Here is a 14,870-nt window from a genome sequence, read left to right on the forward strand (position 1 = left end):
AGACCCTCCCCCTGAAGGGGGAGGTGTCGGCGAAGCCGACGGAGGGGGATGTGGTTGCTGAAATCAGAGCCGCTGGAACGCTGAAGTCTCTTCCCCCTCCGGCCCTTCGGGCCACCTCCCCCTTCAGGGGGAGGATCTATTCGGCGAAGCGCCTCGGATCGGGGTGCAGCAGCACGTCGGCCGTGGGGAAGGCCGTCTTCACCCGATCCTCGGCGGCGTTCATGATCGCGTGGGCCTCCGCCAGGCTCTGGCCGGCGGCGAGGTCCATGTGGCCCTGGACGTGGATGTGCGGGCCGGCCGCGCGGGTGCGCAGCTGGTGCACGCCGCCGATGCGCGGATCGTCGGTCAGCAGGGCGAGGATCTGCTCGCGCTCCTCGACGGGCAGTTCGTGGTCCATCAGCTGGTCGGCGGCCTGGCGGAACACTCCCACCGCGCCCCACAGCAGCCAGGCGGCGACCACGAGGCCGGCGGCGGCGTCCACCCACGTCCAGCCCAGCAGGGCGACGGCGGCCAGGCCAAGCAAGGTCACGGCGTTGGACGCCAGGTCGGCGGCGTAGTGGGCGTGATCGCCGGCCACGGCCACCGAGCGGGTCTTGGCCATCACGGCCGCCTGGGCGCGGATCAGGGCCAGGGTCAGGGCGATCGAGACGACCATCACCCCGACGCCCCAGACGCTGTTCTCGACCGGCTTGGGGTGCAGCAGGCCGTCGATCGCCTCGCGTCCGATCAGCGCCGCCGAGGCGAAGACCAGGCCCGCCTGGATCAGGCTGGAGAAGGCCTCGGCCTTGCCGTGGCCGAAGCGGTGCTCGGCGTCCGGCGGCTCGGCCGCGTAGCGCACGGCGAAGAAGGTGATCAGCGAGGCCACCAGGTCGAGCCCTGAGTCCGCCAGCGAGGCCAGCATGGCCAGCGAGCCGCTGGCGATCCACGCCGCCCCCTTGATGACGATCAGGATGGCGGCCGTCCCCACCGCCAGGGTGGTGATCCGGCGGGTGAGGGCCTGGTGCTCGGCGGCGGAGGCGGCGGGCGCGGTCATGCTCCAAGCAGTAGCACGACCGCGCCCAAGTTCAGCCCCTACTGGCGATAGGTCAGGCGGAAGTAGAAGTAGCGCCCCGGCGCGTCATAGGCGTTGGGGTCGAAGTTGTTGAGGCCGCAGCTGATGCAGCCCGGCGGGTCCTTGTCGAACAGGTTGTTGACCCCGAAGGCCACCGCGGTGGTCTCGCCCAGGAAATCCGGCTTCCAGCGCAACTGGGCGTCGACATAGGTGCGCGAGGCCAGCTTGGCGTCGGCGGCCTGGGTCTCCTTGATCGACGACAGGTAGCGGGCCGAGGCGCTGGCGCCCCAGTTCTTCCAGTCCCAGTCGACGGTGAAGGTCGACTTGGTTTTCGGATAGGCCTGGTCGGGACTGCCGCGCTCGGTGCCCTCGCGCGGGATCTCGGTGAAGCCGGTGGCCGTCGGCACGATCTCGGTGAACTCCAGTAGGAAGGTCGAGTACGACCGCACCGCCAGGCGTCCGAAGCTGTAGTCGGGCGAGGTCCACAGCAGGTTCAGGTCGATGGCACGGGTCTGGATGCCGCCGATGTTGATCAGCGGGTTGGTGATCGCCGCCACCTGGCCCGAGGCGGTGCGGGTGATGGTCGAACAGGCCAGGGAGTCCGCCAGTTCGGCGCAGCGCGACAGCAGGCTTTCCCCCGACAGCGCCTGGATCGCCGAGTCCAGCTCGATGTCGGAATAGGCCAGCTCGATCGAGCCGCCGCTGGCCCAGCTGGCGTCCTTCAGCGCCTTTGGCTCCCAGACGATGCTGAAGTTCTTGCTCTCGCTGGTCTCGGGCTTCAGCGTGTCGTTGCCGCTGGTGATCACCGACAGCTGCGGATTGAGCTGCACGTAGGCGCCGCTGGCCGGCACGCCGGCGGCGATGCAGTTGGCGCGGACGGTGGCTGAAGCGGGCGTTCCGCCCGACAGGCCCAGCATGTCCGAGCAGGGATCGGTGATCTCCTGGTCGAAGCGCGAGGCCGCGCCGTAGAGCTCGCCGATCGACGGGGCCCGGAAGCCCTGGCCCCAGGAGGCGCGCACCAGTACGTCTTCGGTCGGCCGCCAGTTGAGGCCGGCCTTGTAGATCGAGTCCGAGCCCGAGGTGGAATAGTCGAACCAGCGGCCGGCGCCCGAGATTTCCAGCCGGTGGATCAGCGGCAGGTCGGCCAGCAGCGGGGCGCGCAGTTCCAGATAGGCCTCGTCGACCTTGATCTCCCCCCTGGCCGGCTGGGCGGGGATGTCCGAGGACAGGCCGGCGGCGACGATGGCGTCGGGCTGGAAGTAGCCCTTGGTCTGCCGGTGTTCGTAGCCGGCGGCGAAGGCCAGAGGGCCGGCCGGCAGCTCGAAGAGGTCGCCGGTCAGGTTGGCGGTGAAGTCGTGCAGTTCCTGCTGCGAGACGTCCTGCTGGGTGAAGCCGATGTAGTCCAGCATCTGCGGCGTGATCGAGCCGACACCGCCGAAGATGTTGAGCGGCACGCACGAGCCGGTGCAGCCCGAGATCGGCCCCAGGGCCTGTTGCACGCGCTGGGCGTTGATGTTGCCGGTGAAGCTCTGTTCGGCGTGGTTGCGCGAGGCGGTGTAGCCGACGTCCCAGTACCAGCGGCGCGAGCCCACGGCCCAGTCGCCCGACAGGGTGGCGTTGACGTTCCAGGTGTCGACGGTCTGGGCGTAGTGGCGCGGCCCGGCCTCGATCATCCGCCGGCCGACGAAGGCGTAGGTGCCGCTGGTCAGGGTGAAGCCGAACGGGTTGTAGGGGTTGGTGGCGTCGATCGAGATGGTGTCGAGCAGGTTGCCGTTGCCGGCGTCGGGGCCGACGAACAGCGGGATCGGCGCGGCCTGGTTGGCCGATTTGCGCTGCACGTAGCTGCCGCGCACCTTCAGCTTGATGCTGTCGGTGAAGTCGTGGGTCACCGCCCCGAACAGGCTGACGCGCTCGGACGGGGTGACGATGTAGTTGTAGGGCTGGAAGTTGAAGCGGTCGGCGTCGCCGGCGAAGTTGCGGAAGCTGCTGCCCGCGCCGGTGGGGTCCAGCGGCGTGTAGGTGGGCCGCACTCCGGCGGCCAGGGCCGCCTTCAGGGTCAGGTCCATGTCGCGGCCGGTATTGGGGTCGCTGACGATGAACCGGCCCAGCGGCGTGCCCGACGAACAGCCGCCGGAGAGGCACGAGGCGCCATAGGGGCTGGGATAGAGCGAGATGTCGCGATCGGCCGACAGCACGCTCTTCTGCTTGAAGTAGCCGCCGCCGACCACGATGCTGGTCTTGCCCTCCGAGGCCCCCCACGAGACGTTGTAGTCCTGCGAGAAGCCGTCGCCCTCGCCGTAGCCGCCCACCTGGGCCGACAGTTCCAGGCCCTGCTGGCGCTCGCGGGTGATGATGTTGATGACCCCGGCGATGGCGTCGGAGCCGTAGATCGGCGAGGCGCCCTCCTGCAGGATCTCGACGTTGCGGATCATGGCGCTGGGGATGGTGTTGAGGTCGACCGCCCCCGGCACGCCCGAGGCCGATGCCCCGCTGACCCAGCGCTGGCCGTCGACCAGCACCAGGGCCCGGCGCGAGCCCAGGTAGCGCAGGTCGATCTCGGCCGAGCCGGCGCCCACGCCGCCGCCGTCGGGCGGATTGCCGAAGTTGCCGGAGTTGTTGAACTTGGAATTGAGGCCGCCGCCGGCGGCGGGCACGCGCTGCAGCACGTCGACGATCGAGGTCAGGCCGGTCTTGGCGATCGCCTCCTGGTCGATCTGGAAGACGGTCTGGGTCTTGTCGAGCGGGCTGACGCGGATGCGCGAGCCGGTGACCACGACGCCTTCGACGTCGGTATCGGGCGGCGTCTGGGCGTGGGCCGCCAGCGGCGCGGCCGCGACGGTGGTCAGAAATAGCGAAAGGAGTCCTTGGCCGATGCGGTTCATGCCGTCCCTCTTGCTGCGATATCCGTATGGTCAAGGTTGAACTACGGATTCGCTCGCGCTGAAGGTGAATCGGCGGTCAAAAATGTGTCAAGTTCAGCGAACTTCGATATGTGCTTTCACCCTCATGTGTGTCTTTCGCAACAATCTTGCGCAAGGGGGAAGCAGCGGCCGTCAGGCCGCCGCCCTGGGCCGGGGCCCCACATAGACCGACTGCGGACGAATGAGCTTGCCGCTGGCCTGCTGCTCGCGGGCGTGGGCGATCCAGCCGACTGTGCGGCCGGCGGCGAACACGCAGGTGAAGGCCTCGGGCGGCAGGCCCAGGGCTTCGAGCAGGAGCGCGGTGTAGAACTCGACATTGGTCTCCAGCGGCCGGTCGGGCTTGCGCCGACGCAGGATGTCGAGGGCCGCACGCTCTACGGCCTCGGCGAGAGCCAGGCGGCCGGGCAGGGCGCCGGCGCTCTTCGACAGCCGGGAGAGAGCCGCCTTCAGGGCGTCGGCGCGCGGGTCGCGGACGCGATAGATGCGATGGCCAAAGCCCATCAGCCGCTCACCGGCGTCGAGCGCGGCCTCCAGCCAGAGGGCGGCGTTGCCGGCCGTTCCGATGGCGTCGAGCATGTCGATCACCGGCCCAGGCGCGCCGCCGTGCAGCGGGCCCTTCAGCGTCGACAGCCCCGCCAGGACCGCCGAGCCGAGCCCCGCCCGCGTCGAGGCCGCCACCCTGGCCGCGAAGGTCGAGGCGTTGAGGCCGTGGTCGCAGACCGTGACCAGATAGGCGTCCAGCGCCCGCGCCTCGCCCTCGGTGGCCGGGACGCCCCTGACCATTCGCAGGAAATCGGCGGCGTGGGGCAGGGCGGGATCGGGGGCGATCGCCGACAGTCCCTGCCGGCGGCGCAGGACCGCGGCGGTGAACACGGCCGGCGCGGCGATCAGCGCCAGGGCGTCGCGCACGGTGTCGCCGTCGGGCAGGCGGGCCAGGAGGGCGCGCATGGCGTCGTAGGGCTCGCGGGCGGCCAGGGCGTCGTCCAGCGCGGCGACCTCGGCGAAGGCCCGCACGCGCGCCGCGCCCAGGGCCGGGGCCAGATCGGCCGGGAGGTCGTCGAAGAAGCCGTCCAGCAGCAGATGGACGGCGTCCTCGAAGCGGGCGCGGCCGGCCAGGTCTTCCACCGCCCATCCACGGATGGTCAGGCGACCGGCCTGGCCGTCGACGTCGGAGAGCACGGTGGCGGCGGCGATCACGCCTTCGAGGCCGGCGGAAACTTGGACCATGGGGGGTCTCCTTTCGCCCTCGATCTTGGCTCCGGCCGGTTGATCGTCAATCTTGATCAATGTAATCAATATATATGGCGGACGATTGGCTTGATGCGGACCAGGCGATGGCGCGGCTCGGCGTGCGGGCCCAGACGCTGTACGCCTATGTCAGTCGGGGCCGGATCGAGGCCCACGCCCATCCCGATGATCCGCGCCGCAGCCTCTATCGCGCCTCCGACGTGGCGGCCTTGGCCGGCAGAAAGGCCCGGGGGCGCAAGGCGGCCGACGTCGCCGCCGCGGCCATCGCCTGGGGCGAGCCGGTGCTGGCCTCGGCCATCACCACCGTGCGCGGTGGTCGCCTGTGGTATCGCGGCCGCGACGCGGTGGCGCTGGCGGGCGCCGAAAGCTTCGAGGCCGTCGGCCGCTTGCTGCGCGACGATGCGGCGGAGGCCGCGGTCGCCATACATGCGGCCAGCACCGCCCCGACCATCCGCGCCCGGCTGTTCGCCGATCTGGCCGCCCGAGCGGGCGAGGGCCGTCCGGCTCGGGGCCGCGCGCCGCTGATGCTGGCCCAGGAGGCGGCCGGCCTGCTCGATCTGGTCGCCGACGCCGTGGCCGGACGGCCGGGCGAGGGGCTGGTCCACCAGCGGCTGGCCGCCGCCTGGGGCCTGGACGCGGCCGGCGGCGACCTGGTGCGGCGGGCCCTGGTCCTGCTGGCCGATCACGAGCTCAACGCCTCGACCTTCGCCGCCCGGGTGGCGGCCTCGACCGGGGCGTCGCTGGCGGCTTCCGCCCTGGCCGGTCTGTCGGCCCTGTCGGGGCCGCTGCACGGCGGCATGGCCGCCCGGGTCGAAGCCCTGGCGCGCGAAGCCAGGCGGGAAGGGGCCGAGGCGGCCGTCGCCGTTCGCCTGGACCAGGGCGCGCCGCTGCCGGGCTTTGGCCACCCGCTCTATCCCGACGGCGATCCGCGCGCGGCGGCGCTGCTGGCGGCGTTCGAGCCTGCGCCCGACATGGCCGCGCTGCAAGCGGCGGTGGTCGCCGCCACCGGCCAGGCGGCCAATATCGATTTCGCCCTCGTCGCCCTGGCGCGGACCCTGAAGCTGCCCGAGGACGCCCCCTTCGCCCTGTTCGCCGTCGGCCGCACGGCGGGCTGGCTGGCCCACGCGCTGGAGCAGGGCAAGACGGGCCGGCTTATCCGCCCCCGGGCGCGCTATGTGGGGCCAAAGGAGTAGGGGCGAAAACCTCGTCCTTCGACAAGCTCAGGATGAGGTCTTTCTGCTGCCTGGCCTGTCCATGGTCCTCACCCTGAGCCTGTCGAAGGGCGGGGACCACACACGGAGCTGGAGCCCTACCACCCAGCCGCGGCGAACTTGGCGAACATGTCGGCGAAGGTCAGGCGGGTGTCGATGCTGGTGTAGATCCGCATCGGCCGGCCGTTCGGGTTGGCCTCGTACTGGGCCCGGGCGATCACGCGGGGCGTAGGGCGTACCACATAGGCGCTCGACGCGCTGTCGGGTTCGAATGACGACTGCAAAGCCGTCAGCGTCACCAGCGGGCTGTCGCCGAGGATGTAGGTTTCGCCCAGGCTGACCTTGGGCGTGGAGACCACGCGCTCCAGCTGTTCGAGCAGATAGGTCCCAAGACCGCCGGCCGGCTTCAGGCCGGCCTCGAGCTCGGCGTGGCTGATCATCAGCTGGCGGTAGACGTTGCGCGGGATCTGCCAGATCTCGATGGCGGAATCGTTGAACACCGTCTGCACGGCGGCCAGGTCGATCGTGGCGTTGTATTCGGCGTCCTTGCGGCGCGGCACGCCGGGCAGCAGGTCGTCGTGCTCATGGCCGCCGATCCAGACCAGCTTCATGCGGCCGGCGATCTTCGGCTCCAGACGCAGCGCTTCGGCCAGGTCCGTCAGGCCCGCGCCCGCGCAGTAGAACAGCGGCAGCTTGGTGTCGTCCCGCATGGCCTCGGCGATGATCGCCTTGGCGGCCGGCGTCGCCTCGGCCTTGGCGCCGGTCGGCGGAGCGACGTTGCGGCCGGCGATCACCGGCGGCTGCCGGACCAGCTTGATCCGCGAGCAGATCGCCTTGACCTGGGCGACGGCGTTGTCGGCCTGGGTGGTCGAACCGTCGAGGAAGTCGTTCACATGGATGTGCGAACCGACGATCAGCGGAATCTCCACCGACGGCGAGGCCAGGTGGTGGGCCAGCTGGAACAGGCCGTCGGGATCGCCCGAGAAGTCGTTGTCGAGGATCACCCGCAGGCGCGGGCGGGCCGTCAGGGCCAGCGCCTCGCCTGAGGTCGCCGCCAGGCCAAGCAACGCTGCGCCGCCTGCCAGCATTCGGCGCCGCGACAGGGCGGCAGTCTTGGTCTCGAAGCTCACTGGAACATCCCCGACGCTGGGAATCGACGGCGGAAGATCAGCATTTCCGTGACGGATCGGGCAAGCGTCCAGAAACAACAAAGGGGAGCGCTCGGGCCGGAGCGCTCCCCTCGTCGTGCGGCGGGCTGGGAGGCGCGCCGCGCGGCCGTCGCCCCGGAAGAAGGCGACGGATCTCGTTGCGGACGGGCCGTCAGGCCCGCTCGTGAACTGCTTCCTCGGCCGCCAGCGGCTGGGGCAGGCGGCTGACCATCTCCTTCGGGCAGACCTGCCAGAAGAGGTCGCGGGCGCGGTCCCAGTCGCGCAGCAGGCTCTCGGCGAAGGCCGAGTCCGTCTCGCGGGCGTGCTCGGCGATCAGCGAGCGCAGCACGCCTTCCCAGTAGGGCGAGGCCAGGCGCTGCACGATGATGCTCTCGGGATTGTAGTTGGCCGAGAAGCGGTCGTGCTGGTCGAGCACGAAGGCCATGCCGCCGGTCATGCCGGCCCCGAAGTTGCCGCCCGTCGGGCCCAGGATCACCACCTGGCCGCCGGTCATGTATTCGCAGCCGTTGGTCCCGCAGCCCTCGACCACCGTGGTGGCGCCCGAGTTGCGGACGGCGAAGCGCTCGCCGGCCTGGCCGGCCGCGAACAGGCGGCCCGAGGTGGCCCCGAACAGCACGGTGTTGCCGATCAGGGTGTTGGTCTCGGGGGCCGCGAGGCCGCGGGGCGGCTTGATGGTGATCGTCGCGCCCGACAGGCCCTTGCCGACATAGTCGTTGGCCTCGCCGGTCAGCTCGATGCGCAGGCCCTGCACCGCGAAGGCGCCCAGGCTCTGGCCGGCCGAGCCCTTGAGCTGGACGGTCAGGTGACCGGCCGGCAGGCCCTTCATGCCGAACTTGCGGACGATGTGGCTCGAGGTGCGGGTGCCGATGGTGCGCGCCGTGCTGCGGACCGTGTAGGTCAGCTGCATCTTCTCGCCGCGCTCCAGCAGCGGGGCGGCGTCGCGGACGATCTGGGCGTCCAGGGTGTCAGGCACCGTGTTGCGGCCCTCGACCGTGTTGTACGGCTTGTTCGAGCCCGGATCGGCGCGAACCAGCAGCGGGTTCAGGTCGAGGTCGTCGAGGTGCTCGCCGCCGCGCGAAACCTGCGCCAGCAGGTCGGTGCGGCCGACGATTTCCTGCAGGCTCTTGAAGCCCAGGCCCGCCAGGATCTCGCGCACTTCCTCGGCCACGAAGGTGAAGAGGTTCACGACCTTGTCCGGCGTGCCGGTGAACTTGGCGCGCAGGGCCTCGTCCTGGGTGCAGACGCCGACGGGGCAGGTGTTGGAGTGGCACTGGCGCACCATGATGCAGCCCATCGCCACCAGCGAGGCGGTGCCGATGCCGAACTCCTCGGCGCCCATCATCGCGGCGATGACCACGTCGCGGCCCGTGCGCATGCCGCCGTCGGCCCGCAGGACCACCGAGTGGCGCAGGTTGTTCAGCGTCAGCACCTGGTTGGCTTCCGACAGGCCCATCTCCCACGGACCGCCGGCGTACTTCACCGAGGTCTGGGGCGAGGCGCCCGTGCCGCCGACGCCGCCGGCGACCAGGATCACGTCGGCCTTCGCCTTCGCAACGCCGGCGGCGATGGCGCCGATGCCGGTGGCGGCGACCAGCTTCACCGTGACGCGGGCGATCGGGTTGATCTGCTTCAGGTCGTAGATGAGCTGGGCCAGATCTTCGATCGAGTAGATGTCGTGGTGCGGCGGCGGGCTGATCAGCATCACGCCAGGCGTCGAGTGACGCAGACGGGCGATCATTTCCGTGACCTTGAAGCCGGGCAGCTGCCCGCCTTCACCGGGCTTGGCGCCCTGGGCGACCTTGATCTCCAGCTCGACGCACTGGTTCAGGTACTCGGCGGTGACGCCGAAGCGGCCCGAGGCGACCTGCTTGATGGCGCTGTTGGGGTTGTCGCCGTTGGGCAGCGGCTTGTAGCGCGCGCTGTCCTCGCCGCCCTCGCCCGAGACCGAGCGGGCGCCGATGCGGTTCATGGCGATGTTCAGCGCGCCGTGCGCCTCGGGGGAGAGGGCGCCCAGGCTCATGCCCGGCGTGACGAAGCGCTTGCGGATCTCGTTGACGCTCTCGACGTCGTCGGTCGAGATCGGGTTGCGGTCCGAGCGCCAGTCCAGGAGGTCGCGCAGCTGGATCGGCTTTTGCGTGCGCAGGCCCGAGGACCAGCGGCGGTAGAGCTCGTAGTCGCCGGTGTCGCAGGCGCTCTGCAGGGTGTGCATCAGGCGCGCCTCGAAGGCGTGGGCCTCGCCCGAGCGACGCGACTTGTAGAGGCCGCCGACCGGCAGGGTCACCGCCGACAGTTCCCAGGCCTTGCGGTGCAGTTCGACGGTCTTGGTCTCGATGCCGGCCAGGCCGATGCCCGAGATGCGCGAGGGCATGCCGGGGAAGAACTCGGCGGCCAGGGCGCGCGACAGGCCGACGGCTTCGAAGTTGTAGCCGCCGCGGTACGAGCTGATGACGCTGATGCCCATCTTGGAGATGATCTTCAGCAAGCCGCCCTCGATGGCGCCCTTGAAGTTCAGGCACACGTCGCGCAGCGACTTGTCGCCAGCCAGGCCGCGCTCGAGGCGGTCCTGGAAGCTTTCCTGCGCCAGGTAGGCGTTGACCGCCGTGGCGCCGACGCCGACCAGCACCGCGAAATAGTGCGTGTCCAGGCACTCGGCCGAACGGACGACCAGCGAGACGTAGGAGCGCAGGCCCTTGGCCACGAGGTGGGCGTGCACGCCGCCGGTGGCCAGGATCATCGGCAGGCCGACGCGGCCCTCGTCGCTGGCCTCGTCGGTCAGGACGATGGCGCCGCAGCCGCGCAGCACGGCGTCTTCGGCCTCGGCGCGGATGCGGTCGAGGTTGGCGCGCAGGGCGTCGCCGGCCCGGGCCTCGGCGGCCGGCAGCGGCATGGTGCAGTCGATGACTGCGACGTTCTTCTCGCCCAGCAGTTCGCGGATGCGGATATACATGCCGGTGGTCAGCACGGGGCTTTCCAGCACGTAGACGTCCGCCTGAGCCGCGTCCTGGGCCAGGATGTTGCCCAGGTTCTTGAAGCGGGTCTTCAGGCTCATCACGCCGGTCTCCCGCAGGGGGTCGATCGGCGGGTTGGTCACCTGGCTGAAGTTCTGGCGGAAATAGTGCGACAGCGGACGGTACTTCTCCGACAGCACCGCCAACGGCGTGTCGTCGCCCATCGAGCCGACGGCTTCCTTGCCGTCCTCGACCATCGGGGCGAGGATCATTTCCAGGTCTTCGAGGCTGTAGCCGGCGGCGGCCTGGCGGCGGGTCAGTTCCTCGCGGCCATAGCTGCGGGGCTCGGGACCGGGCGCGATCTCCTTTTCGAGATCGACCATGTTGCCCAGCCACTCGGTATAGGGGTGGCGGCCGGCCAGTTCGTCGACGATCTCGTCTTCGCCGTAGAGCTTGCCCTCGCCCAGGTCGATGGCGATCATCCGGCCCGGCGCGATGGCCAGCTTGCGGGTGATGCGGCTTTCCTCGACGCCGCACATGCCGGCTTCCGAGCCCATGATGACCAGGCCGTCGTCAGTATAGGCCACGCGCAGCGGGCGCAGGCCCGAGCGGTCCTTGCCGGCCACGACCCAGCGGCCGTCGGTGGCGCACAGGGCGGCCGGACCGTCCCACGGCTCCATCACGGCGTTGCAGTAGGAATAGAGCGCCTTGTGCTCGTCGCTCATGTTGGGGTTGCTGGCTTCCGGCACGAGGAGGGCCTTGGCCATCGGCGCGTCGCGGCCGGCGCGGACCAGCACCTCGAAGGTGTTGTCCAGGCTGGCGCTGTCCGAACCGCCCGGCTGGATCACCGGCTTCACGTCGTCCCCGAACTCACCGAAGGCGTCGGCCGCCATCTTGATCTCGTGGGACTTCATCCAGTTGATGTTGCCCTTGATCGTGTTGATCTCGCCGTTGTGGGCGAGCATCCGGAAGGGCTGGGCCAGGCGCCACTGCGGGAAGGTGTTGGTCGAGTAGCGCTGGTGGAAGATCGCCACGGCGGCGGCGAAGCGCTCGTCCTTCAGGTCCGGATAGAACTCGTCGATCGACTCGGCCAGGAACATGCCCTTGTAGATCAGCGAGCGGGCCGAGAACGAGCAGATGTAGAAGTCGCTGATGTTCTGGGCGTGCACGCGCTTTTCGATGCGCTTGCGGCACAGGAACAGGGCGCGTTCCAGCGCCTCGCCCTCCAGGCCGGCCGGACCGGCCAGCATGATCTGCTCGATTTCCGGACGCGTGGCGTTGGCCTTCTCGCCGATCACCGAGGTGTCGACGGGCACCTGGCGCCAGCCGTAGATGTAGAAGCCGAAGCGCAGGGCTTCGGCCTCGACGATCGTGCGGCAGGTCTCCTGGGCGCCCAGGTCGGTGCGCGGCAGGAAGATCTGGCCGACGGCGATCGGGCCCTGGCGCAGGGCGTGGCCGGTGCGGCGCACCTGGTCGATGAAGAAGTCCTGCGGGACGGAAACCAGCACGCCGGCGCCGTCGCCGGTCTTGCCGTCGGCGTCCACCGCGCCGCGGTGCCATAGGGCCTTCAGGGCCTTGATCGCCAGTTCGACGACTTCGCGGCGCGGCTGGCCGTCGATGGCGCAGACCAGGCCGACGCCGCAGGCGTCGCGCTCGGTGGTCGGATCGTAGGCGTGGCCGTCGATCAGGGCCTGGCGGTTCTTCAGATAGAGGTCGATCTGGCTCATGGGTCTGATCTCTCTTCTCTTATTCCGCCGCGATCAGCGCGGGAGCGCCGGCCTTGGCCTTCAGGTAGCGGTGCATGGCGTCGGCGGCGTCGCGGCCGTCCTTGATCGCCCACACCACCAGCGAGGCGCCGCGAACGATGTCGCCGGCGGCGAACACGCCGTCGAGATTGGTCATCTGGTTGCGGACGTCGGCCTTGACCGTGCCCCAGCGGGTGGTCTTGAGGTCCGGGGCCGACCAGGCCTGCGGCAGGTTCTCGGGCTCGAAGCCCAGCGCCTTGACCACCAGCTGGGCCGGACGGTCGAAGTCGCCGCCGGGGATCTCCTCGGGGCTGCGGCGGCCCGAGGCGTCCGGAGCGCCCAGGCGCATGCGGATGGCCTTCACGCCGGTGACGGCGTTGGCGTCGCCCGACAGGGCGCGCGGGGCGGCCAGCCATTCGAAGGTGACGCCTTCTTCCTCGGCGTTGGCCACTTCGCGCAGCGAGCCGGGCATGTTGGCCTTGTCGCGGCGATAGAGGCAGGTGACCGAGGTCGCGCCCTGGCGGATGGCCGTGCGCACGCAGTCCATGGCGGTGTCGCCGCCGCCGACCACGACCACGTCCTTGCCCTGCGCGTTCAGCTCGCCGCTGTCGTAGGCCGGCACGTCGTCGCCCAGGGTCTTCTTGTTGCTGGCGATCAGGTAGTCGAGCGCGGGCACCACGCCCTTGTCGCCGCCGCCGGGCACGGTCAGGTCGCGTGCGGCGTAGACGCCGACGGCGATCAGCACCGCGTCGTGCTGGGCGCGCAGGTCTTCGAGGGTGGCGTCCTTGCCGACCTCGAAGCCGAGCTTGAAGGTGACGCCGCCGTCGGCCAGGCGCTGGGTGCGGCGCTCGACGACGTCCTTTTCCAGCTTGAAGCCGGGGATGCCGTAAATCAGCAGGCCGCCGGCGCGGTCGTGGCGGTCATAGACGGTGACGGCGTAGCCCTGCTCGCGCAGCTTCTCGGCGGCGGCGAGGCCCGCGGGGCCAGCGCCGACGATACCCACCGACTGGCCGCGATCGGCGGCGGCGACGAGCGGCTTTACCCAGCCCATCTCCCAGGCCTTGTCGGTCAGGTAGCGTTCGACCGAGCCGATCGTCACGGTGCCGTGACCCGACTGCTCTATGACGCAGTTGCCTTCGCAGAGACGGTCCTGCGGGCAGATGCGGCCGCAGACTTCCGGCATCGAGTTGGTGGCTTGCGACAGGGCGTAGGCTTCCTCCAGTCGGCCTTCGGCGGTCATCCGCAGCCAGTCGGGGATGTTGTTGTGCAGCGGGCAGTGGGTTTGGCAGTAGGGCACGCCGCACTGCGAGCAGCGCGAGGCCTGCTCGTTGGCTTTCGCGTCGATGAAGTCGGCGTAGATCTCGTGAAAGTCGCCGTTACGCTCTTCGGCCGCCCGCTTTTCAGGCGTGCGACGCGCGACGGTCGTGAATTTCAACATGCGCTCGGCCATGCGCCTTCCCTCGCCCCCGTTACCGGGGAAAAATTTGCTTGCGAGGGCCTCATACGGACTCTTCAGGGCAATAAGAATGCGGTGGTAAAATTATTGGACGAATATATCCGTGATGTCGCCATGGTCATTGCGAGCGACTCGCAGTTATGCCCTAAATTGGTCCACTTTTTGGATAAACCCTTTCTTTACCGTGTCGGGCGCACGCCCGTTTCCGCTCGTAAGGGCCTGTTACACAAGGGAATGACATGCCGGATTGGCTGATCGCGATCGTGCTGGGCCTGATCGAGGGCCTGACCGAGTTCATTCCCGTCTCGTCGACCGGGCACCTGCTGCTGGTCGGCCACTTCCTGGGCTTCCACAGCCCGGGCAACACTTTCCAGGTGCTGATCCAGCTGGGCGCGATCCTGGCGATCGTCAGCGTCTATTTCGGGCGGCTGTGGGGCCTGCTGACGACGCTGCCGACCAATCCGGGCTCGCGCCGGTTCGTGATCGGCATCCTGCTGGCGTTCCTGCCGGCGGTGTTCGTCGGCGTGCTGGCCCACGATTTCATCAAGACCGTGCTCTACGAGAGCCCGACCCTGGTCTGCACCACCCTGATCGTCGGCGGCTTCATCCTGCTGGGTCTGGACCGCATGAAGTTCGAGCCCAAGCACACCGACGTGGCCGACTATCCGCTGAAGACGGCCTTCATCATCGGTCTCTTCCAGTGCCTGGCCCTCGTGCCCGGCGTCTCGCGCTCGGGGGCGACCATCGCCGGCGCCCTGCTGCTGAAGTGCGACAAGCGCTCGGCCGCCGAGTTCAGCTTCTTTCTGGCCATGCCGACCATGGCCGGCGCCTTCGCCTACGACCTCTACAAGAACATCGACCAGCTCAGCACCAAGGACATGGGCATGATCGGCCTGGGCTTCGTCGCGGCGCTGATCTCGGGGGTGTTCGTGGTCAAGACGGTGCTGAACTTCATCACCCGCCACGGTTTCGCGCCGTTCGCCTACTGGCGGATCGCCGTCGGCGTCGTCGGCCTGGCGCTGCTCTACATCCCGCGCTGATCGATTTGTTCCCTCTCCCCCTGCGGGAGAGGGTGGCCTCGCGGAGCGAGGTCGGGTGAGGGGGGCTCTCAAACGGAAGCG

At 69.5% G+C, this 14,870-nt stretch carries 8 protein-coding genes; 2 read left to right on the plus strand and 6 right to left on the minus strand.

What is annotated here, in order from left to right:
* Positions 1-136: 136 nt before the first annotated feature.
* The 3 genes from ACODR1_RS07745 to ACODR1_RS07755 form a co-directional block, all read right to left on the minus strand.
* Positions 137-1,033: a cation diffusion facilitator family transporter gene (locus tag ACODR1_RS07745; RefSeq protein ID WP_488879937.1), complete on the minus strand. Its 897-nt coding sequence runs from the start codon at positions 1,031-1,033 to the stop codon at positions 137-139.
* 38 nt (positions 1,034-1,071) lie between these two features.
* Positions 1,072-3,933 carry a TonB-dependent receptor domain-containing protein gene (locus ACODR1_RS07750; protein WP_488879938.1) on the minus strand — a complete coding sequence of 954 codons (2,862 nt, stop codon included), beginning with the start codon at positions 3,931-3,933 and terminating at the stop codon, positions 1,072-1,074.
* 171 nt (positions 3,934-4,104) lie between these two features.
* Complete coding sequence (locus ACODR1_RS07755; RefSeq protein ID WP_488879939.1) at positions 4,105-5,199, minus strand: citrate synthase/methylcitrate synthase; 1,095 nt, start codon at positions 5,197-5,199, stop codon at positions 4,105-4,107.
* A 107-nt stretch (positions 5,200-5,306) separates the two neighbouring features.
* Between ACODR1_RS07755 and ACODR1_RS07760 the strand changes: the two genes are divergently transcribed.
* Complete coding sequence (locus tag ACODR1_RS07760) at positions 5,307-6,413, plus strand: citrate synthase (protein WP_488879940.1); 1,107 nt, start codon at positions 5,307-5,309, stop codon at positions 6,411-6,413.
* Between the two features lie 116 nt (positions 6,414-6,529).
* Here the strand turns inward: ACODR1_RS07760 and ACODR1_RS07765 are convergent, their stop codons facing one another.
* From ACODR1_RS07765 to ACODR1_RS07775, 3 genes are all read right to left on the minus strand, one after another.
* Positions 6,530-7,561, minus strand: coding sequence for a nucleoside hydrolase (locus ACODR1_RS07765; RefSeq protein WP_488879941.1), 1,032 nt, complete (start codon positions 7,559-7,561; stop codon positions 6,530-6,532).
* A 190-nt stretch (positions 7,562-7,751) separates the two neighbouring features.
* On the minus strand, positions 7,752-12,275 hold the full coding sequence (gene gltB, locus ACODR1_RS07770; RefSeq protein ID WP_488879942.1) for a glutamate synthase large subunit: 4,524 nt from the start codon (positions 12,273-12,275) through the stop codon (positions 7,752-7,754).
* 19 nt (positions 12,276-12,294) lie between these two features.
* Positions 12,295-13,743, minus strand: coding sequence for an NAD(P)-dependent oxidoreductase (locus ACODR1_RS07775; RefSeq protein WP_488879943.1), 1,449 nt, complete (start codon positions 13,741-13,743; stop codon positions 12,295-12,297).
* A gap of 245 nt (positions 13,744-13,988) precedes the next feature.
* Between ACODR1_RS07775 and ACODR1_RS07780 the strand changes: the two genes are divergently transcribed.
* Positions 13,989-14,789 (plus strand): undecaprenyl-diphosphate phosphatase, encoded by an 801-nt coding sequence (locus ACODR1_RS07780; RefSeq protein ID WP_101720585.1) that lies wholly within the window; start codon positions 13,989-13,991, stop codon positions 14,787-14,789.
* The last annotated feature ends 81 nt before the right edge of the window (positions 14,790-14,870 follow it).

The organism is Caulobacter sp. FG7 (assembly GCF_057808875.1).

Excerpts from the sequence above, each read along its gene's own strand:
- ACODR1_RS07780 (WP_101720585.1), top strand. The coding sequence starts at position 13,989 with ATGCCGGATTGGCTGATCGCGATCGTGCTGGGCCTGATCGAGGGCCTG.
- ACODR1_RS07745 (WP_488879937.1), bottom strand. The coding sequence starts at position 1,033 with ATGACCGCGCCCGCCGCCTCCGCCGCCGAGCACCAGGCCCTCACCCGC.
- ACODR1_RS07750 (WP_488879938.1), bottom strand. The coding sequence starts at position 3,933 with ATGAACCGCATCGGCCAAGGACTCCTTTCGCTATTTCTGACCACCGTC.
- ACODR1_RS07755 (WP_488879939.1), bottom strand. The coding sequence starts at position 5,199 with ATGGTCCAAGTTTCCGCCGGCCTCGAAGGCGTGATCGCCGCCGCCACC.
- gltB (WP_488879942.1), bottom strand. The coding sequence starts at position 12,275 with ATGAGCCAGATCGACCTCTATCTGAAGAACCGCCAGGCCCTGATCGAC.
- ACODR1_RS07775 (WP_488879943.1), bottom strand. The coding sequence starts at position 13,743 with ATGGCCGAGCGCATGTTGAAATTCACGACCGTCGCGCGTCGCACGCCT.
- ACODR1_RS07760 (WP_488879940.1), top strand. The coding sequence starts at position 5,307 with ATGGCGCGGCTCGGCGTGCGGGCCCAGACGCTGTACGCCTATGTCAGT.